This is a genomic window from Streptomyces sp. NPDC057963 (assembly GCF_042887155.1).
In the GTDB taxonomy this organism is placed as follows: domain Bacteria; phylum Actinomycetota; class Actinomycetes; order Streptomycetales; family Streptomycetaceae; genus Streptomyces.
The window spans coordinates 323,832-344,124 of sequence record NZ_JBHVPX010000003.1; the positions used below are offsets into that span (position 1 = coordinate 323,832).

17 protein-coding genes are annotated in these 20,293 nt (G+C 72.4%); 2 read left to right on the top strand and 15 right to left on the bottom strand.

Translation table 11 applies throughout. The features are described from left to right. Window positions 1-20: 20 nt before the first annotated feature. The 5 genes from ACFVT1_RS08525 to ACFVT1_RS08545 all read right to left on the bottom strand — a co-directional run bounded on the left by ACFVT1_RS08525 (window position 21) and on the right by ACFVT1_RS08545 (window position 4,675). Window positions 21-1,481, bottom strand: a complete 1,461-nt coding sequence (locus tag ACFVT1_RS08525; protein ID WP_389793615.1) for a basic amino acid/polyamine antiporter — start codon at window positions 1,479-1,481, stop codon at window positions 21-23. A gap of 381 nt (window positions 1,482-1,862) precedes the next feature. After that, window positions 1,863-2,471 (bottom strand): GPP34 family phosphoprotein, encoded by a 609-nt coding sequence (locus ACFVT1_RS08530; RefSeq protein WP_389793616.1) that lies wholly within the window; start codon window positions 2,469-2,471, stop codon window positions 1,863-1,865. A gap of 404 nt (window positions 2,472-2,875) precedes the next feature. Then, entirely contained in the window at window positions 2,876-4,018 is a 1,143-nt protein-coding gene (locus ACFVT1_RS08535) for an alpha/beta hydrolase (RefSeq protein ID WP_389794066.1), read from the bottom strand. Window positions 4,019-4,400: 382 nt separating this feature from the next. After that, the gene (locus ACFVT1_RS08540; RefSeq protein WP_389793617.1) at window positions 4,401-4,556 is read right to left on the bottom strand and encodes a hypothetical protein; all 156 of its coding nucleotides are present in this window, start codon (window positions 4,554-4,556) and stop codon (window positions 4,401-4,403) included. Then, window positions 4,553-4,675 carry a hypothetical protein gene (locus tag ACFVT1_RS08545; protein ID WP_389793618.1) on the bottom strand — a complete coding sequence of 41 codons (123 nt, stop codon included), beginning with the start codon at window positions 4,673-4,675 and terminating at the stop codon, window positions 4,553-4,555. The genes ACFVT1_RS08540 and ACFVT1_RS08545 overlap by 4 nt, the downstream gene beginning before the upstream one ends. A 464-nt stretch (window positions 4,676-5,139) precedes the next feature. Between ACFVT1_RS08545 and ACFVT1_RS08550 the strand changes: the two genes are divergently transcribed. Further along, entirely contained in the window at window positions 5,140-5,883 is a 744-nt protein-coding gene (locus ACFVT1_RS08550; RefSeq protein WP_389793619.1) for a DUF4232 domain-containing protein, read from the top strand. A 180-nt stretch (window positions 5,884-6,063) separates the two neighbouring features. Here ACFVT1_RS08550 and ACFVT1_RS08555 read toward each other — a convergent pair whose 3' ends face one another. Then, window positions 6,064-7,848 (bottom strand): helix-turn-helix domain-containing protein, encoded by a 1,785-nt coding sequence (locus ACFVT1_RS08555; RefSeq protein ID WP_389793620.1) that lies wholly within the window; start codon window positions 7,846-7,848, stop codon window positions 6,064-6,066. Window positions 7,849-8,043: 195 nt separating this feature from the next. On the opposite strand from ACFVT1_RS08555, the gene ACFVT1_RS08560 reads away from it, so the two are divergent. Next, entirely contained in the window at window positions 8,044-9,057 is a 1,014-nt protein-coding gene (locus tag ACFVT1_RS08560) for a hypothetical protein (protein ID WP_389793621.1), read from the top strand. A gap of 202 nt (window positions 9,058-9,259) precedes the next feature. On the opposite strand, the gene argH is transcribed toward ACFVT1_RS08560, so the two are convergent. The 9 genes from argH to ACFVT1_RS08605 all read right to left on the bottom strand — a co-directional run bounded on the left by argH (window position 9,260) and on the right by ACFVT1_RS08605 (window position 20,178). Further along, a complete protein-coding gene (gene argH / locus ACFVT1_RS08565) occupies window positions 9,260-10,741 on the bottom strand; it encodes an argininosuccinate lyase (RefSeq protein WP_389793622.1) in 1,482 nt (493 codons plus the stop codon). Beyond that, window positions 10,738-12,015: an ATP-grasp domain-containing protein gene (locus ACFVT1_RS08570; RefSeq protein ID WP_389793623.1), complete on the bottom strand. Its 1,278-nt coding sequence runs from the start codon at window positions 12,013-12,015 to the stop codon at window positions 10,738-10,740. The genes argH and ACFVT1_RS08570 overlap by 4 nt, the downstream gene beginning before the upstream one ends. Further along, window positions 12,012-13,070, bottom strand: a complete 1,059-nt coding sequence (locus ACFVT1_RS08575) for a PLP-dependent cysteine synthase family protein (protein ID WP_389793624.1) — start codon at window positions 13,068-13,070, stop codon at window positions 12,012-12,014. The genes ACFVT1_RS08570 and ACFVT1_RS08575 overlap by 4 nt, the downstream gene beginning before the upstream one ends. A gap of 1 nt (window position 13,071) precedes the next feature. After that, window positions 13,072-13,986 (bottom strand): kinase, encoded by a 915-nt coding sequence (locus tag ACFVT1_RS08580; protein ID WP_389793625.1) that lies wholly within the window; start codon window positions 13,984-13,986, stop codon window positions 13,072-13,074. Between the two features lie 565 nt (window positions 13,987-14,551). Further along, entirely contained in the window at window positions 14,552-15,763 is a 1,212-nt protein-coding gene (locus tag ACFVT1_RS08585; protein WP_389793626.1) for an AMP-binding protein, read from the bottom strand. A gap of 284 nt (window positions 15,764-16,047) precedes the next feature. Next, window positions 16,048-17,310, bottom strand: coding sequence for a glutamate synthase-related protein (locus ACFVT1_RS08590; protein ID WP_389793627.1), 1,263 nt, complete (start codon window positions 17,308-17,310; stop codon window positions 16,048-16,050). Continuing rightward, window positions 17,307-18,323 carry an asparagine synthetase A gene (locus ACFVT1_RS08595; protein ID WP_389793628.1) on the bottom strand — a complete coding sequence of 339 codons (1,017 nt, stop codon included), beginning with the start codon at window positions 18,321-18,323 and terminating at the stop codon, window positions 17,307-17,309. The genes ACFVT1_RS08590 and ACFVT1_RS08595 overlap by 4 nt, the downstream gene beginning before the upstream one ends. Further along, on the bottom strand, window positions 18,320-19,714 hold the full coding sequence (locus ACFVT1_RS08600) for a methylaspartate mutase (RefSeq protein ID WP_389793629.1): 1,395 nt from the start codon (window positions 19,712-19,714) through the stop codon (window positions 18,320-18,322). Before ACFVT1_RS08600 ends, ACFVT1_RS08595 begins: the two co-directional genes overlap by 4 nt. Then, the gene (locus ACFVT1_RS08605; protein WP_389793630.1) at window positions 19,711-20,178 is read right to left on the bottom strand and encodes a cobalamin B12-binding domain-containing protein; all 468 of its coding nucleotides are present in this window, start codon (window positions 20,176-20,178) and stop codon (window positions 19,711-19,713) included. Before ACFVT1_RS08605 ends, ACFVT1_RS08600 begins: the two co-directional genes overlap by 4 nt. Window positions 20,179-20,293: the final 115 nt, after the last annotated feature.

Genomic DNA, 20,293 nt, shown 5'->3' on the forward strand with positions numbered 1-20,293 from the left:
AGGAGGACCGGTCGGCCGGTTCAGAGCTCGATCCAGCCGGCGGCCAGGGCGACGATGCCCACGACGGCGCCGACAACCGACACGGCGCAGATGACTCCCTCGGCCGGGGAGAACAGACGCCGGTTCTGCTCGCGCCTGGCCTTGACGAAGAGGAAGGTGGCGGGCGCGTAGAGGACGAAGGAGACCAGGACGAACTTCAGGCCGGCGGCGTAAAGAAGGAATGCCGTGTAGAGGGTGGCGAGGACGGCGATGACCGGTTCCCGTCGTGTACCGCGTCCCACCGCCTTCTCCCGCTGCGCCCCGAGAGCGATCTTCACGGCGAAGGCGGCGGCCAGAAGGAAGGGGATGAGGCTCAGAGCACTCGTCAGGTCGAGGGCGAAGTTGAACGCGTCGTCGGAGAAGGCTGTGACGATCAGGACGACCTGGCTGAGAGCCGTGGTCATCAGCAGGGCCGGGACCGGCACGTCGTCACCGCTGGAGCGCCCGAGGAAGCGGGGCATGTCGTCGTCCTTGGCCGCGACGAACAGCACCTCGGCGGCCATCAGGGTCCAGGCGAGATAGGCGCCGAGGACGGAGACGATGAGGCCGACGCTGACGAAGACCTTGCCCCAGGTGCCGACCGCCGCCTCCAGGACGCCCGCCATCGAGGGCTGGCGAAGTTCCGCGATCTCACTCATCGGCATGAGTCCGTACGACACGATCGTCACCGAGGCGAAGATCGCGAACACACTGAGGAAGCCCAGGACGGTGGCCCGTCCGACGTCCTCCCGGCGCCTGGCGTGCCGCGAGTACACGCTCGCTCCCTCGACGCCGAGGAAGACGAACACCGTGGCGAGCATCGTGCCGCGGACCTGGTTGAACAGCGAGCCCGCGTAGTCGGCGCCCCGGAAGTTGTCCGCGAACACGGACGGCTTGAAGAAGAACAGGGCGAGGAGCACGAAGACGAGGATCGGGACGATCTTGGCCACGGTCACGATCTTGTTGATCGCCGCCGCCTCCTTCACGCCTCGCCGGATCAGCAGGAAGAACGACCACAGGCCGACGGACGACAGGACCACGGCGAGGGCTGTGTCCCCGTCACCGAGGGCGGGCGCGATCGCCCCGATCGTCGACATGATCAGAACCCAGTAGGTGACATTGCCGACGCAGGCACTGGCCCAGTAGCCGAAGGCCGAGAAGAAGCCGAGGTATTCGCCGAACCCCGCCTTGGCGTACGCGTACACACCGGCGTCCAGGTCGGGGCGCCGCACCGCGAGCGTCTGGAAGACGAAGGCGAGCATCAGCATGCCGACGCCGGCGACCGCCCATGCGATGAGCGCCCCGGCGACCCCGGTCTCCTGCGCGAAGCGACGCGGCAGGGAGAACACCCCGGCGCCCACCATCGAGCCGACGACCATCGCGGTCAGTGTCAGGAGCGTCAGCTTGACCGCGGGCGTGGCACCGGAGGATGCGGCGTCTGTTCTGGAATCAGCGTTCGTCATGACCTGTCTCGGAGGCGCACTCGGGGTCGTTGTGGGGGCTACTGGCCGGGTCGGTCCCAGGTCGGCCGTTCGGGGCCGGATCGGCCCCGTCGCTCTCGAAGCGGTACGTGTCACGGCCGGTACGTGTCACGGCTGCCCGCGCCGGTATGTGTCGCAGCCGCAGGATGGCGGGGCCTCGCAGTACCGACCGACCGGCCGCCGAGGCCCTCGGGTCGGCGGCCTCCGACGAGCCTTCCGCCCGCCCCTGCCGGATCTGTACGTATCCGACAAGCCTTCCCGGCCGTTGCCGAGAGCCGGTGCGCGCCGTCCACTCCTCCAGGCGCCCGTTCACCCCTTCCGGGCGCCCGTCGCCGCGCGGTCGGCGGCACTGCCCCGCCTGCGTCATCCGCCTCGCCAGATGTTGTCGAAGGCCGCGTCGTCGATGGCTCGCCGCTGCCGCTGGAACTCCAGGTCCCTCAGCGCGTCATCAACGGCGGCGAGCACCGTCTCCACCGCGTCGTCGGCCACGCCCGGGGAGTCGCCGGCCGGCCTGTCGCGTATCCCGACGGCCGCCGCAAGGGCGGCGAGGACGGGCTCGCCGGACGCCCAGCGGCCAGCCGCCTCGCGGCGATCGGGTGAATCGGCCAACACCATCTGGCTGGTCAGGGACGGTATCCAACGGGAGTGCCGTTGCCGAGTGAGCTGCCCTTCCGCCTCAAGAGCGTCCAGATAGGCCGCGGCCAGGCCGCGGCCTCTGCGCCAGAGCCAGTCGTCGAGCGTCTCGTACGGTGCTTCTCGGACGAGCGACGCCACGGCCTCGTCCAACAGGCGATCAGCCATCGCCGGCGGGTGGCCCGGCACGATCCGATCGCCGTCCAGCCTGATGGCCTCGGCACCCAGGAGATCGATCACCTCGGCTCCCGCGAGCGCCAGCGACAGATTGCCTTGCTCCACAGGACGCCTGGTCGACATGTCCATGGCGGCAATCAGAAGGTCCCTCGGTGTGGTCATGAATGGCTCCACGCTTCAAGGGCATCGGCGGCGATGCGTCACTGAACGTCTGGTCCGGCGCCCGGCGTGACGCCGAGCGGCGATGCGGGCTTCCACAGCGGTGGCCGCCGCGATCGCCGCACGAATGCACTGTGCGCAGCCGGCAGGTGTGAAGCCCGGTCCGCCGTGGCCGTAACCCAGCTTACGGAGCACGGGCGGCACCTGCATCCCGCGCCGCCCGCCCTGCCGACGCCCAGGCCCCGGCTCCCGGCGCATCGGGCGCACCTCGGCGCACTCGCGGGGCCGTCGTCGAACCGGGCGGCCGGGCAGGTGCGGCACCGGTCGTGCCCGAGCTCGCCAACGGGCTCACCGCAGCCGGTCCCCGCGCCGTACCAGGGCACCCCGATCCCGTCGGGCCCCCTCGGTCAGACGCCCTCCGCGGGAGCGGCCCGGCCCGCGTGGGGAGACATTTCCGCCGTCAGCCAGCGGAAGACATACGGCACCTGGCGTTTCCACAGCCCGGTGGTGTGCGGCCCGCTCACCTCGGCCACCGCCACCCGGGTCGGGGACACCGCCGCCCGCCGCAGCGCCAGGCCGTCGCGGTAGCCGTCGTTGCGCCCGCCCGAGAGGTAGAGCGCGACGCGCGGCGGGGTGGTGGCGTGGCGCAGGATCCACAGCGGGTTGTTGACCCGTCGCAGCTCCGGGTCCCGGCCCGTGAGGGAGACCCGTTCGGCGGCCGGGTCGTTGTAGCCGGAGAGGCCCACGGCGGCCCGGTACCGGTCGGGGTGGGCGAGCGCCATCTTCACGGCGCAGTGTGCGCCGGCCGAGTACCCGGCCACCGCCCAGCCCCTCGCACGGCTCTGCGCGCGGAAGGTGTCGGTCACCATCTGCCGGACGTCCACGCTCAACCACGATTCGGCGTCCACGACACCCGGCACGTTCGCGCACCCGGTGTCCTGGCCCGCCAGCAGGTTGGTCCGCGGCTCCACCAGGATGAACGGGGCGATCTTCCCCGTGCGCATTCCGCCCTCCAGCTGCGACTGCACCCGCAGGCTGCTGAACCACGCCTGCGCCGATCCGGGGAAGCCGCCGAGGAGCTCGACCACGGGGAACTTCCGGTGCCGGAAGGCCGGCTGGTCGTACTGCGGCGGCAGCCATACGTACACCTCGCCGCGCACCCCGGACACCCGGCCTCGCAGCTGGGTGACGCGGACACCCGGGCCGATCCGGGGATCGTGCATCGGGCTGAACTTCTGAACGGTCTTCGGCTCGCTCGCCAGGCGCTTGCGATCTCCGAGTCCGTCGCGTCCGAGGTCCGGCGCGGCGACGATGTGGTGTCCGGTGCCGAGCAGGTCGGCCCAGCTGTCGTACAGACCGTTGGTGTTGTTGACCATCACGAAGACGCTCAGCACGGCCGCCGCCTGCGCGAGGACGACCATCACCAGGCGGGCCGCGCCGCGCAGCACGGCGGGGCCGCGTACCCGGCCCCACAGCAGTAGGGGAATCAGCAGGGTGACTACGGCCAGCGCGATCGTGGCCAGGAAGAAAGGTGTCCCCGTCAGGCTCATCACGCCAGGGAGGATGCCGTACGCGCCTCGATGGTTTACCCGCTTTCCACCTTTTTACGTCGGACGCGACAAACCGGGTAGCGCCGTGTTGACGCCAGGAACCGTCGGCCCGTACGCCCTGGCCCGGTCCGCGCGGCGCGCCGGTGCGCCGCCGTCCCGTTCAAACGAGCGGGCTGGCGGCGGCTCGGCGGGGCACTCCGTGTCGGTCGGCCCGACCATTTCGCAGGAGCTCCGGCAGAAATCAGTCCGCGTCGTCCCCGTGTTGATGAATGAGACCACACGCCGTTGACAGCCCGGCGCCGCGGGGTCGGGCGCGTCACCCGGTCGGCCGCCTTCCCGGCCTGCCGGGCCCCGGCGGGACGCGCCGTCGCCGGCGGCGCGGTCACTGGGTGACGGTGACGGGGAGGCCGCGGTGGATGGCGGCGAAGTCGAGGACCGGGCCGGCCGCGATGTCGGCCATGTCGTCATGCAGCATGTCGGTGGCCTTCGGGGCCGTGCTCCAGTCGCTGAACTCCACGGTGATCGCCGTGGCCCTCATATCGGTATCCGCGAGGACTTCGGCGCGGGGCGGTCGGTCTCCTGGCCCGTCACCTCGTTGTGCCTGACGTCGTCGGTCCACGCCCCGGCCATGGACCGCATCGCGGACCTCGTGGGCACGCGCAAGGTCTTCCTGGCGGGGCTGTGCTTCGTGATCGTCAGCTCCTGCGCGGCACCGTTCACCCCCGGCCCTCGGGGCGTCGCATACCGGCGGGAGCCAAGTAACCGGTCCGGCGGCGGAGTTCAAGGGTGCGAGCGTGTGCAGGACGACCGCTTCCTGAGCGGCCGGCCGGGTCTCGCGCCGGCCGCGGGGACGACGTCACGCCCCAGGAAGGGCCTGCCCGGATTCCTGTCCGGAGTGCAGGAGCGGAGAGCGACGCGCCTGCGCGTGACCGGGGGGACGCGGACGCCGGGGCTGCGCGGGGAAGCCGTCCCCGGGCATTGGCGGACGTCAGCGGGACGTAGGCGGCGCGGCAGCAGGACGTGAGCGCCGGCTCGGAGAATGATGGCTGTCAGCAGGTCGAGGGCGGGTGCCGCCACAGGACCTGATTCCCTGTCACACCTCGACCCTGGGGGAGATCTCCATGCGTACGTTCCACAACCGCAACCGCGCCACCGTCCTCGGCGCCGCCGCCACCGCCGTACTTGCTCTCGCACTCACCGCGTGCGGCGCGGAGGGCACCGGCACGAAGGAGGCCGGCCCGGCGAACGGCTCCGCACCGGTGGCTGCTTCCGTCGGGTCTTCGCAGTCCACGGCGTCGGTGAAGACCGGCGGCGCCGTCGAGGGCACCGGCGCCGTGCAGGCGGCCGCCGTGAGGACGCGCACCGCCGAGGCGGGTGGCAACAACGACACCGACAGCTACGCCTACAAGCACCCGTGCGCCATCGAGAAGCTCTCGGTGCGCGTGACCGGCCGGTCGGGTGCGCCCACTCAGCGCGTGATCAAGGTGCGCAACACCGGCGCGAGCGCCTGCGGCCTGAGCTACCACCCGCGGGTCAGCCTGGGCAACTCCCATGCCCCGGACCACAGCCACGACGTCCTGCCGCTGGTCCCCGGCGGGCTGGGCGGTGCACCCGCGTACCCGGTCCACGCCGGACACACCGCCTACGCCGTGATCGACCTCGACCCGAGCGGCGCGACCACCGGGACCGTACCGGGAATCGACGAGATGAACGTGCTGGCCGACGGCGACCACATGCCCAACGCGGCCACGCTCAACTTCCCGCTCGGCTCCGGCGCCAAGGTGCTCAGGCCGAAGCTGGGCCTCTACAGGAGCACCATCGCCGACGCCGTCCGCTCCATGACGCAGGCGGACACGCAGTCCTGAGCGACTCGCCCACCGCTCCCCCGCCCCCGAGCGCCCGCCCCGCCCGCTGTGGAAGCCCTGCTTTCCGTGCGCGCGGGGCGGGGCCTTCGAAACGCGGGACGACGTGGCGGGACGACGCGGACGTGCAGGTGGTAAAGCCTGCTCGGGTGGTGGGACCCTTCGCACGAGCTCGTCGGAGCGTCACCCGGCCGTTCGCCGCATGGTGAGGGCCAGGTGGACCTGCAGTGCGTGGTCGCCGCGGCGCCACCGGGGGCCGAGAAGCGCCGAGATCCGGTCGATGCGCTGGTAGAGCGTGTTGACGTGGACGTACAGGGCGGTGGCGGTACGGCTCAGGTTGCCGTCGCAGGCGAAGTAGGTGAGCGCGGTGCGCACCAGGTCGCTGCCGCGCGTCTCGTCGTGCTCCACCAACGGGCCGATCGTGCGGCGGACGAAACGGTCCAGTTCGTCGCGGCCCGCGGGGCCCAGCAGGATGCCGTGGATGCCGAGGTCGTCGCGGCAGGCGCCCTCACCGGCACGGTCCAGCGCGACCAGTACGTCCAGGCAGCGGGCGGCGTCGCGGTGTGCTTCGACGACGGCTGCCGCGCCGGGTGCCGCGGGCTCTGCGCCGACCGTGACGGGGTGTCCGATCCCGGCGGCCAGCAGTTCGGCGAGGGTACGGGCAGCGCCGCCCGGGTCTTCGGCGGCGGGCAGGACGACGACGGTGTTGCCTCCGTACTCGCCCGCGATGCCACCGAGCCGGGTGGCATGGCCGCCCGCCAGTTCCGTGACGCGGCGGCGCCTGGCGTTGTTCCCGCCCCGGGCCACCAGCACCACATGGTCGCGCTCCAGGTCGAGGCCGACCAGCGCGGCCCGTCGGCGCAGCCCTTCGGGGTCGCGGTGCGGGGCGCCGAGCAGGTCTTCGAGGATCTCGCCGCGCAGCCGGTGCTCGGCCTCCGCGACCGTGCGTTCACCGAGCAGCATGAGGGCGGCGGCCTGGGCGGCCCGTTCCAGGGCGTGGATGTCGGAGGCGTCGAGTCCGCCGCGCACCAGCAGCAACGTGCCGAGGTGTTCGTCGGCGGCGGCGATCGGGGTGACGCAGACGGTTCCGCGGGACGCGGAGCCGCGGCGGGTCCGGGCCTGCGCCATCTCCCGTGCGAAGTCCGCGGGTTCGGGCGGGGTGTCGCCGGCCGAGGCGAGCGGCCGGTCCTGGGCGTCGAGGACGAGGACGCTGCCGCGCAGTACGTCGGCGAGTTCCGTGGCCAGCCCCGTGGGGCCGCCGCCGTCGAGGGCGACGTCGGTGAGCCGCTCGTGGACGGCGGCGGTCTTGCGGACCTCTTCGAAGAGCGTGGCGTTCTCGATGGCGAGGGCGGCGTGGTTGGCGAGCGAGATGAGCAGGTCGACCTCGTCCGGCGAGAAGGGCCGCACCCGGCGGTTGGCGGCGAACAGCACCCCGTACACCTGGTCGCCGAACTTGAGCGGCACGCCCTGGATGGCCACCAGCCCCTCCGCCCCGATGACGCCGTCCACGTACGAAGTGTGCGCGAAGCGGGCGTCGTTGGGGTAGTCGGCGGTGTGGTACGGCACGGCGGTCGCGGCGACCAGCCCGCCGAGTCCGGTGCCGGCGGCGAGCCGGCCGGTCTTGAACCCGTCCGTCGTGATGCCGTCGGTGACGCGTACGTACGTGTCTCCTTCCTCCGGGTCGGAGAGCAGCAGATACGCGACATCGGTGCCGATGAGGGTGCGGGCACGGCTGACGATCGCCTGCAGGACGTCTTCGAGGTCGCGCAGCGAGGCGAGGTCGCCGGCGGTCTCGTAGAGCGCGGCGAGCGCTGCCTCCCGGCGGCGGTGGGCCGCGAGTCTGGAACGTATCTCCAGGGCCTCGTCGACGAGTTGCGGTTCGGCGGCAACGGCACGGAAGTCCGCCTCGTCCGCCTCCTCGCGCAACAGGCGGAGCAGAGCACCGGTGGTCGCTGGCGTCGTCGTCACCCGGCCAGTGATACCGCACCGCTGCCGCCGCGCACACCGGGCGACGGAGAGAATCTCCACTCCTCACCCGTCGACGACGTGGCACACCTCCATTTCCCGCAGGGCGGTGCGCGGCCAACCATGGCCCCGTCCGTCTCCGTACCCCCCACTTCCGATCCCGTTCCCCGAACGGACACCAGCCAAGGAGAGCGCACGATGAAACTCCGTTCCCTGCGGGCCGCCGCCGTCACCCTGGCCGCCGCCCTGGCCGCGACCCTGGGGCTCACCGCCCCCGCCCACGCGGGCGAACCCGGCCTTCCCCGGCTCAACATCACCGATACGTACGTCACCGGAATCTCTTCCGGCGGATTCATGGCCTCGCAGCTCCAGGTGGCCTATTCCGGCACCTTCAAGGGCGCGGGCATCGTCGCCGCGGGTCCGTACTACTGCGGCAAGGGCGGCATCATCGTCGGCCTGATCGCCTGTGGTACGGGGCTGATCTCCACCGATCCGGAGGGCATCGAGCAGATCGTCCGCCGTTGGTCGGCCGAGGGACGGATCGACCCCGCGTCGAACCTGGCGGGCAAGCCCGTCTATACGTACCACGGCACCAAGGACCCGCTCGTCCGGACGTCGGTGAGCGACGAAGGCGTCCAGCTCTACCGGGACTTCGGGGCCCGGATCGCGTACCACGACACCGATCCGGCAGGGCACGGCTGGCCCACTCCGAACGCCCCGCTGAGCTGTGGCACCACCTTCTACCCGTTCCTGATCAACTGCGGCAACGACCCGCAGGGCGAGATGCTCGGCCACTGGCTGGGCCAGGTGAACGCACCGGCCGCCACACAGTCGGGCACGGTCAGCCGGCACGACCAGAACCGGTACGTGCCCGGCGGTCTGGCCCAGTGGTACAGCATGGGCAGCAGCAGCTTCCTCTACACGCCGGACTCCTGCGCGGCGGGGGCCGCGTGCAAGCTGGTCGTCGCGCTGCACGGCTGCATGAGCGACAACAAGTTCGTGGGCGACCGGTTCGCCCGTGAGTCCCATCTCAACGAGTACGCCGACACCAACAACCTGGTGATCCTCTATCCGCAGACCGACATCAGCCTCCTGCGCGGCAATCCCCAGGGCTGCTGGGACTGGTGGGGCTACACGGGCAGCGACTACGCCCAGAAGTCGGGACCGCAGATGCGCGCCATCCTGAGCGAGGTGCATGCGCTCGGCGGCTGACGGCGAAAGGCGCCGGACGGGGCGTCGGGTGCGGCAGGACGCGATCCGGCCGGGGCGGGCGGGAGGCAGCACCGCTGATGGGCCGCGGGGCGCACCGGGGGCCGCACAGCTGCCCATCGGGGCCATGGGGCCGGGCCGAACCGGCGTACCCGGTGGGCGCTGTGCACCCCATGGCCCCCGGGGCGCCGGGGTCGGTCTGCTGCTACCCCTCCCCCGCCAGCTTCTCGGTCGCGGCGGCCAGCAGTTCGGCCGCTCCGTCCCAACGTACCTGATGTTCCGTCACATCTGCTTCCAATGTGTCGAGTTCCGAACGCAGCAGGTCAATCCCGGCGCCCGTGGTTCCGGGGCCTCCGCCGTGGGCGCAGGCCGCGGCCACGGCCCCGGGCGCCAGCCAGTCGTCGGCGTAGCCGGCGGCGGCGCGGGCGACGCCGGGGTGGCTGCGAGCCGCGTGGGCGAGCGGATCGCCTCCGTCCAGCGCGGCAAGGACGGTCTCGCCGACCAGATGGTGGGCGGCGCGGAACGGCATGCCGTCCGCGACGAGGCGTTCGGCGAGATAGGTCGCCGACGTGAAACCGTCGACGCACCGCTCGGTCATCCGGTTCCGCTCGGGCTCGGTGCCCGCGACCACGAGCCTGAGCAGGGTGACCGCGTCCGTGGTGGCACGCAGCCCCGGCCACAGTTGGCGGACCGCCTCCGTGCCGACGGCGATCGCGTTGGTGTAACCGGCCGTGGCCATCGCCGAGGCGGCTCCGACGAAGCTGCCCAGGCTCGCCGTGGCCCGGCCCTGGATGTGCTCCAGCAGGAACGGGTTGCGTTTCTGCGGCATCATCGAGCTGGATCCGACGAGGTCGTCGGCCATGTGCAGCAGCCCGTACTCCTCCGATGTCCAAGTGCTGAAGTCCTTGGCGGTACGGGCGAGGGCGATGCCCAGCACCGATGCGGCCGAGAGCAACCGCAGCACGAAGTCGCGGGAGGCGACCGCGTCGACCGAGTTGGGTGCGACGGTGGTGAAGCCGAGGAGCCGGGCCGTGCGCGAAGGGTCGATCGGCACGGACGTCCCGCCGACCGCGCCGGCGCCGAGCGGGTTGACGTCCAGCTCACGTCCGGCCTCCAGCAGGCCGCCGAGACCGCGCAGCACCGCCCCCGCCACCGCGGCCAGGTAGTGGCCGTAGCCGAGGGGCACGGCGGGCTGGCCATGGGTGTACGCGGGCATGACGACGTCCTGGTGCGCCTCCGCACGGTCCAGCAGCGCACGTGCCAGCCCGGCCGTCTCGACCAGCAGCCGGCGGTAGGGGGCGCGCGCCCTCAGGCGCACGGTGGTGGCGTTGAGGTCGTTGCGGGAGCGGCCGGTGTGCAGCACCCCGCCGGTCTCCTCGCCGAGCCGCTCGGTCAGCCACCCCTCGTACGCCAGATACACCCCGCGGGGCATGGGCCGCTCGCGTACCGCGTCGAAGTCCTGCGCGCGCAGGTCCGCGATGGTCTTCAGCAGGGCCGCGGCCGTGCCGGCGGGGACGATGCCTCGTTCGGCGAGCATCACCAGGTGCGCCCGGTCGACTTCGCTGATCAGCCGCAGCTCGGAGACCAGACCGTCGGTGACGGGCCCGGAGAGGTACTGGTCGTAGACGATGGCGTGCGCCTCGTCGTGGAGGCCCGTACGGAGCCGTCCCGTGTCCACGCCGCTCATACGGTCACCACCCGGACGGCGGGGAGGGCGGTCTCGGGGGCGAGGACCACGGCGGACAGCAGGGCGTCACGGGCGGTTTCGGCCTCCAGTGCGCAGGAGTCCGGGGTGGCTCCGGTGGTGATCACATGGCCGAACCTGCCCCGGAAGTCCTCGGCGGGGGCGACCGGGGCGCCGGGCGGGCGGTAGAGCGCCGCATCGGCGACACCGGGCGACCGGGCGGCCACCGCGCGCGCGGCGTCCAGTCCGGGTGCGTCGGCCAGCACCCCGCCACGACCGGCGATCAGGAACCGGATCGCCGCCGCGTCCGCCTCGGGGCGCGCCGGTCGCCCGGGCGGCAGTCCCAGGGCCGCTCGTACCTGGTCCCCCACCAGGTCGATCCCGGTGACCCGGCGCACCAGCTCGGGGATCATGCCGCCGGCCAGCCGCGGGTTGACCTCGATCACCCGGGCGGACCGGCCGTCGAGCCGGAGCTCCACGTGGGCGGCGCCCCACCCGAGTCCGAGCGCGGCGACCGCGCGCAGCGCACTGTCCGTCAGCGCCTCCTCCTCGTCCGCGGTGAGCGCGGCCGGGACGTCATGACCGGTCTCGACGAACACCGGGGGCGCCCCGATCCGCTTGGCCACGACGGCGACCGCCCGGTCGCCGAACACCTCGACGGAGAACTCCCGGCCGGTCAGGAACGACTCGACGAGGATCCGGGACGGAACGGCGGCACCGCGCTCGTCGGTCGTGGCGGCCAGCAGCACCTCGGCGTGCTCGGCGACCTCCCGCCGCGTGGCGCACAGCCGTACACCGAGGCTCCCGGAGCCCCGGACCGGCTTGACGACCACCGGAAGGCCCAGCCGCTGGGCGGCGGCAACCGCTTGGGACACGTCGGCGGCCGTCGAGAATCCGGGGACGGGGACTCCCGCGCCGGCGAGGACCCGGCGCTGTGTCGGTTTGTCCCTGCAGGCCGCCACCGCCTCGGCGGACGGGCCGGGCAGCCCGGTGCGGGCGGCCAGCGCGGCGGCGGCCGCCACGAAGTACTCCGAGCTCGACAGCACACCGGCCGGCGGCACCTCGGAGGCGAGCGCGCGGACCGCGCCCTCCAGCGCTTCCGGGTCGGTGGTGTCGACGACCACCGTGCGGACCGCGTCCGTGGCGATGTACGGGTAGCGGCCCGGATCCGCGGCGAACAGCACCGGTTCCACGCCGTGGGCCCGGGCGCGCTGGGCGAACTGGCGCCCCGTACCCGTGGTGTTGGACTCGACCAGTACGAGTGTGGGGGTGTTCACGCTTCCGCTCCCGGCATCATCACGTCGTCGAAGTTCCGGCGCGCCCACACCAGGCGCGCCCAGGCGGGCGGTGCCTCCAGCGGGTGGTGGACCAGGACCGGGCCCGCCGCACCGGCCGCCGGCACGATGCCCTGCTCGTCCAGCCACGCGGCGTTGTAGACGGTCGACTGGTAGCGGTAGCCCTCGTCGGGAAGCACCATGACGACCTTGCTCCGCGGGTTGCGCGCCGCCCACCAGGACGCCACCTGGAAGGACGCGCCGCTGGTGGGACCCATGAACAGGCTGTGGGCGCGGAAGAGTTCGTGGGTCGCGTGGAAGGCCTCGGCCGCTGTCACCCAGTGCACCTCGTCGTACGCCGTGTGGTGCACGTTGCCCGGGTGGATGCTGCTGCCCAGCCCGCGCAGTGTCCGCTTGCTCTCGGAGGTTCCGAAGATGACGGACCCGTGGGTGTCGACGCCCACGAGGTGCAGCGCCGGGTCGGCGGGACGCAGGGCCTCGGCGAGTCCTCCGGTGGAACCGCCGGAGCCGACCGGTCCGACCAGGCAGTCGACCGAACCGACCGTCTCCCCGATGAGCCGGGCGACGGACTCGTAGGCCGCCGGGTTGTCGGGGTTGTCGTACTGGCCGGGGACGAAACTGCCCGGGTGCGCCCGGCGCAGCTCCTCGATCCGGGCGAGCCGGGCGCCCTGGATGCCGCCGGGAAGGCCGGTGTACTCGACGATCTCCACGGTGGCGCCCAGCATCTCCAGCCGGGTGCGCAGGTCCTGGTCGATGGCGGAGTCCCCGACGATGGTCAGCGGGTAGCCGCGCAGCCGGCACACCATGGCCAGTCCCAGACCGAAGGTGCCGGAGGAGGTCTCGATGATGCGGGTGCCGGGGGTCAGCAGGCCGGCGGCCTCGGCCCGGTCGATGATGAAGCGGGCGGGCAGCAGCTTCATCAGGCTGAACGCGGCCGCGTAGAGGTTCTCGGTCACTTGGATGATGCGGGGCAGTTCGGTGGCTTCCACCACCGAGGCGTGCACCTTCGCCGCACCGGCGATCGTGGTCGTAGTCATGTCAGTCACCCGTCGTGAAGATCCACTGCTCGTGGATGCCGATACTGTGCAGAAGCCGCTGCGCGTGTGCGAGGCAGCTCTCGACCTCGGGGTCGTCCCGGTCGAAGAGGATCCCGGCGATGTCTCCGCTGTGGGCCGCCTGCACGCCCAGGGCGCCGGCCTCACGCACGATGTGCCGGATCCCGTCGAGCCGGGTGATGGGCAGGTACCGCTGGTTGATCTCGGTGCTCCCGCTGGCCACCGCACCCATGAGCGCCACGTCCTTGGTGTGGATGGCCTCGCGGAGCATCACCTGGAGGTCGGCGAAGAGCCGGGCCTCCCCGCGGTCGTAGCGGGCGGGCGGGAACGCGAGTGTGTCCACGCCCCGGCTGTCGTTCTCGGGCCGGGATCCGAAGCCGAGCACCCGCACGGGCGGCAGCCGGTAGCCGAAGTCCTCGATGACCTCCCCCTCCCGCTGGGCGAAGAGCACCGCGCTCTCGTCGAACATCAGGGAGTCGGAAGCGGTCTCGGCCCTTACGGCGAGCCGGGCCACCTCCTGCGGCCCCAGCGGGTCGGCGAAGGCGTCCTTCACCGCCCGGATGGCGGCGAGGACATCGCTGGTCGACGAGCCGAAGCCGCGGCACAGCGGCACGTCGCCGCTGAGTTCGAGGCACCCGCCCACCTTGTGGCCGGGGGGTGCGACCGAGTCGACGGCCAGCTGGGCGGCTCGCCGGGCCTTGGTCTTCCAGGCGGGGGACACACGGACGTCGGTGCCGGGGGCGGGCACGAACGTGGCATGGGTCATGTGGACGGTGCAGGGAAGGGTGACAAGGCCCCGGGTGAGTCCGCCGTCGTGCGGGAACACGCCCTGGAGAATCTCGCCGTGATGTATGGGAGCGGAAGCGACGCCGACGCGCCAGTCGGATTGATCCACCATGTCCCTTGACTTCCTCTGGGGGCCGGACCGCTCGCGGAGGCCTGACCGGACGTGCGGACGCTGCTCAGGCTAGGGATCCCGCAGAGCCGGATCCGGCTGCTCCGGCGGCAGGATGCGGGCAGTTCCGCACGGCGACCGCCTGCGGGCGGCTTCGAGCCGGTGGACCGGACGGTCCCGGTCCGGCCGGTGGGCCCGGGAGCGGGCGGTGGGCCCGAGAGCAGGCGGTGGGCCCGAGAGCGGGCGGTGGGCCCGAGAGCAGGCGGTGGGCCCGAGAGCAGGCGGGGCCGCCGCCCCTGCGACGGCCCCGGCGGTCGGCGGCGAAGGCCCGGCGGGGACGGGAGGGATCCGGCTCGGCGGCGAAATCCCGGCGGGCCGGGGCGGGACGGGGCCGGCTCGGCGGGATGTCGGTGCTCCGCCCGGAGGTGTGCGGCGGGGGCGGATCTGCCGGCGGCCCGGCGAGGTGGTCAGGAGCCACCGCATCGAACGGCTCCACCGGATCAGCGGTGAACAGCGGCGGGTCGCTCGCGGGGGCCTCGCCCCGGAGCGGCGTCCCGTGCTCGACCTGCTACTCCGCCCGGCCCAGATACTCCAGCGCCCCCAGGTCGTTCCAGCGCGCGAGATCGCCCGTGCGGTACATCCGGCAGCCCGACGGGCCGTACGGGTCGGCCACGAACCGCTCGGCGGTCAGCGCGGGCCGGTTGAGATAGCCGTACGCCAGTCCCTGGCCGGCCACGTACAACTCCCCGGGCGCACCAGGCGGTACGGGCTCCAGGGCGCCGTCGAGCACATACGCGCGCTTGCCGGCGACCGGGGTACCGATCGGGACCGGTCCGGCGGCCGCGTCCCGGGGGCGGACAGCCGACACCGCAGTGATCCCCGCCGACTCCACGAGACCGTATCCGCGCACCAGACGCATCGCCCGACGGCCCGTCGGCAGCTGGGCGCAAGGCTCCGGCGACGACGGCTCCCCCACGGTCATCGTCTCCCTGACCCTGGCGAACACCGCCGGGTGTTCGTTCACCATGTGCCGGTACAGGCTCGCCGTCATCTGCAACGAGGTGACCCCGTGGGCCTCGACCAGTTCGTCGATCTGCTGGGGATCCGGGCGCTGCCCCGGTTGGAGCACACACGTGCCGCCGTGCAGCAACGGCCCGAACACCTCCCGTTCGAACGCGTCGCCCGACACCGGCGAACACTGGAGGAACACCGTCCGCGGTCCGAAGTCCGGACAACCGGCCGCCGACAGAGCGGCAGCCGTCGCGCGGGGGGACACCATCACCCCCGTCGTCCCCTCGTCCGGGACCGGCGCGAGCACCACGCACACCGCCGGGAGGGGGCCTTCGCCCGTCTCGATCGCCGCGCCGGACATCGCGCTCACCGCAACCACCGCACGGGTCAGATCAACCACCACGGCATCCGTGCGGAGAGCGGCCAGGTGGGTCTGCGTGAGCAGCGCCACCGGCTCGACCTGCTCCAGCACGCCGTTCAGCCGCTCGGCGGGGAACTGCGGATCCAGCACCGTGTATCCGGCGCCCGACTTCAGTACGGCGAGCAGAGCCGCGACCAGGTACGGCGACCGCTCCAGGTGAATCGCCACCAGATCGCCCGGCCACACGCCCGCCTGCGTCAGATGGCGGGCCAGACGATTGGCCCACGTCTCCAACTCGGCGTAGGTGACCCGTTGTTCCTCGAACACCAACGCCAGCGCATCGGGTGTCCGGCCGGCCTGCGCGGCGAACAGTTCGTCCGGAGCGGGCCCGAAGGTCCCCCTCCTCATCCCGGCTCACCCCGCCCGCCCCTTCCCGGACGGGCTCTACGGGGCAGGTGGCCTGCGGCCGGGGCGGACAAGGGGCCTTTCACGGCCGTGCACGGGGCGAGGGCGGGGAACACCTGATCGGCTCGGGGCTCGGTCATCTGGCACCTCTCGTGGATCGGATCTGCACGCTCCGGCAGGGCCACGGGGAGGGGCGCTGCCGCTGCCGGGACGACCGGCCGGCGGAGCCCGGGGCCTGTGCCGTCGCCGCGGGCGGGCCGGACACCGCGCGTCACGGCGACGCCCGGTCAGGCGGTCCCGGCTCGGGCGGCCTCCGCCGGCAGCAGAAGGTCCTCCGGTGCCAGGGCGCCGACGTGGTACTTGCCAACGGCGCTGATCAGCAGGCGCAGTTCCAGAGCGAGGGCCTCCGCCGTCCGGCGCAGTCCGTGCTCCCGGTCCTCGTCGACGGCGATCAGGGCCGCGCGGCCGAGGCCGACCGCGCGGGCGCCGAGGGCGAGCGCCTTGACCGCACGGGTGCCTTCCCAGATCCGTCCGCTGGCCAGCAGGCAGTGGCCGCTCGGGCCGATCCGTCGCAGCGCCTCGCCGAGCGGCAGCCCGACCTGGCCGAGGAAGCAGGCCGGGGCCCAGGCCGTGCCTCCCTCGGCACCGTCCACGGTGACCGAGTCGGCCCCGGCGGCCCAGGCGGTGGCGGCGGCTTCGGCCACGTCGCGGCCGGGGTGCAGCTTCACCCAGACCCGGGCCCGCGGGAAGTTGTTCCGCATCAGCCGGATCTGCTGGCGCAGGATCTCCTGTGTGAACGTCCCGGGGCTGCTGATCCGCAGGACCGCGTCGCTGTCCGCGCCGAACACGTCGTCGGCGGCGTACTGCTCGGCGACCCGTGCGGCCGCTTCCCTGCTCAGTACGGTCAGCCCGCCCAGGCCCGGCTTGGCTCCCTGGCCCACTTTCAGTTCGAAGGCCAGTCGCCCGGTGGCCAGCAGGGGTTCGGACACGGGGTCGCTGTAGACGAGGTTCCAGACCTCGGCGTCGGCGTCCTCGGTGGACTGCTGGACGACCACCCCGCCGTGCTCGTCGTCGGCGGCCGCCGTGTAGGCGGCGATCCGGCCGAGCAGCGGGGAGACATCGGTGTCCGCGGCCGCCCGGTAGCCGTTGACGGGGACCACGTTCTCCCCGATCACCAGGGGCACGCCGAGCCCGCCGGCCTGTCGTCCCGCCGCCTCGCCGAGGTCGTGGCTGGCGACCCGGGTGGACCCGAAGGCCGAGACGTACAGCGGCAGCCGGGAGCTGAACCCGCCTACGGAGGTGGCGAGTTCGACGTCGGTGTACAGCGGCTCACGGGCGAGTTCGATGAGCTTCTTCAGCCTTTCCGGCATGAAGACCGGGGGCACGATCCGGCTCCGTTCCAGCAGGTCGTCCGCGTGCGGAGCGACCGGGTCGGCGCCGAGGAGCCCGCTGCCGTAGCCGTCCAGGGAGGGAAAGACCGCCGCGGCGCCGTGCCGGGCACGCTCGCGCACCCGTTCCTCGGGAAATCCCGCGGCGCTCAGCCCGCTCATGCGGACACCACGCCCGGAAGCTTCGGGTAGGCGCTGGCCTCCCACACGGCGCTGCGGCCCGTGACGTACCGGGTGAAGCGTTCCAGACCGATGCCGAAGCCGGCGCTGGCCGGTATTCCGCGCCGGGCCAGGTCGAGGTACCAGCCGTACTTGGCGGGGTTCTCGCCCGTCTCCCGCATCCGGGTGACCAGGGTCGCGTAGTCGTACTCGCGCTCGCTGCCGCTGGCCAGTTCGCCGTACCCCTCCGGGGCGATCAGGTCGAAGTTGCTCAGGATGCCCGGTGCCGCCGGGTCCTCGCGGTCGTAGAAACCGCGCGATCCCTTGGGGTAGTCCACGACGAAGAACGGACGGCTCGACTTGGCGGAGAGGATCTCCTCGCCCTCCCAGTCGATCTCGGCGGCCGGGTCCTGCGGGTGGCCGAGCCCGTTCAGATCGGCCGTGGCCTCCCGGTGGCTGATGCGGCCGAAGGAACCGGCGACCACCTCGCGGAAGGCATCGGCGTCCCGGCCGAGCAGTTCGAGGTCCGCGGGCATGTCCCGGACCACGGCGGACACCACCGCGGACACCAGTTCCTCGGCGACGGCGACCGCGTCGTCGCGGCGGGCGTCGCGGATCTCGACGTCGATCTGGTGGAACTCGGCGAGGTGCCGGTGGGTCACCGCCGTCTCCAGTGGTTCCAGCCGCACGTTGGGCGCGATGTAGAAGATCTTGTCGAAGGCCGGCAACGACGCCTGTTTGTAGAGGATCGCACTCGTCATCAGCTTGTACTTGTGGCCGTAGAAGTCCACGTCCACCTGTTTGGATCCGCGGGTACCGGGGTCGGTCACCGGGCCGATCAGCGGTGGCAGCAGCTCCTGGAAGCCGCGTGCGGCCAGGTGCTCGCGGGTCGCGGCCAGCATCCGGCTCTGCACCCGCAGCGTGGCCCGGGTGGCCTCCCGCCCCAGGTGCTGGTCGGGTGACGACGGGAAGGACGGGGCGGACGCCCCCGCGGTCGCGGCGGATGTCACGGTCATGGTGCTACCTCCTGGAAGTGCCGCCGGACGGGCCGGCGGGGAACCATCGGTGCCGGTGGCCCGGGACGTTCGGGGGACGGGGATGCTCCGTCGTGCCGGCGCTGGACGAACGAGAGCGCCTCGTACAGGCCGGCCGCGGTGAGCCGCGGGCCCCGCCCGGCGGCCCGGACGAGGGGCATCGCGCCGGTCTCGGTCCAGGCCAGCCGACCGGCGGAGTCGATGTGGCTCCGGGTGCGGCCCGCGTTGTCGGGGTGCAGGCAGTAGGGGACGTCCAGACAGCCGCGCTCGAAGGCCTTCAGCAGGCCCTGGCCGAGATCGGCGTCGAGGCCGAGTACCGCGTCGACCAGGGCCCTGGCCTCCGCGTACACCTCATTGTCGGCCGGTGTCCCGCCCATGACCGGCAGTTGGGGAGGAACTGCCGGTGAGGTGCGGCGGGCCCGGTCCGCGGCGGCGGCCGCGGTACGCAGAGCGGCCACGTTCGCCGCGACGGTGGGGATGCGGTGCGCCTCGTCGGCCGTCTTCACGATCAGCCGGGCCGCCCCGGTGCGCACCGCGAGTTCCGCGGACTGTTCGAGCAGGCTGCGGGCGCCCTCGGCGGTGCGCGGGTAGAGGCCCATGTAGGTGTAGAGGACGATGTGCCAGTCGGTGTCCGGCAGCAGTTCGGCGGCCAGCCGCCGCAGCGCGGCCACCGCCTCGGTGTCCTGCTCCGGGCTGGTCTGCTGGGCGTAGCTGAGCGAGATGCTGCGCAGCCCGGCCCGGTGGAAGAAGAGTGCTTCCAGTGCGCTGATCGCCACCAGGAGCCCGGGTGGGCAGAGCTGGCCCAGCATGCAGCCGCCGAAGGTCTCCAGGTGGGGTTCGGCACCGGTGGCCCGCAGCTCCGCGAGCCGCTCGCAGCTCTCCTGCCAGTTGCGTACGGAGTCCACCAGCGGGGTGCGTCCGTACGGCAGGCAGTACGAGACGGGGCCGCCCTCCGTGGCGTCCAGGCCCAGTCGGCCGAGCGCCGCGACGATCCGCTGCGGCCGCGCCGAACCGTGCCGCACCTGGACCGGGAACCCGGCGTCGTGCACCCCGTCGAGTACCCAGCCGGAGGTGTGGGGGCTGTACGAGGTGATCGGGTATCCGTTCAGAGGGGTGCGGGCGGCGAGCGCGCGCACGACGGACGGTTCGTCGGCGACCCTGGTGTAGCTGTCGATGGTGAGGGTTCCGGCCACCGCGTCGCAGGCTCCCTTGGTGGCGAGGAGTCCGCGGCGCATCCGGGCCGGGTCGGAGAAACCCATGCGGGGCTGGACGACCAACCGTCCGCGGGCCTGTGCCTCGGCCACGAACCGGCCGAAGGAGGCGGGGCGTCCGTGGACGGTCACCGCACCCGGCACACCCGGCTGCCCGTTCACCGGGCCACCGCTCGGGGCTCGCGGGGCAACGCGCCGACGAATTCCTCGAAGGAGGCCAGGGCGACGCCTTCCTGGAAGACCGCGTCGAATCCGGCGGCCATCAGCTCACGCGCCTGCCGCTCCGCTCCCTCACCACCCGTCACACCGAGGTTGCCGCCGATGACGACCGGCAGCCCGGCCAGTTCCCAGCGGGCCCGCACGGCCCCGATGAGGGGCTTGGCGTCGTGGAAGCCGTGTCCGTTGACGCTGCTCACGACGAGCAGATCGGGCCGGTACTTGCAGCAGGACTCCACGACTTCGTCCTCCGCGATGCAGGGGCCCAGATTGACGACCTCGTGTCCGAGGTCTTCGAGCAGCAGTTGGATGAAAACGAGATTCCAGGTGTGCGCATCGGACGGGAGTCCGGTGACGACGACGTCCAGCGGCCCGGATCGATTGCGGGACACCATTTCTGCAGGCTTCATGGTTCGCTTCGTCCACATCATTGGAAGACCTTCGAAGAACGAGTCCTGGCTCGCTCGGGACATCCCTTCGGCCACGAGCGTAGGGACGGTGACCGGGGTTCACCGGCGTGCCGGG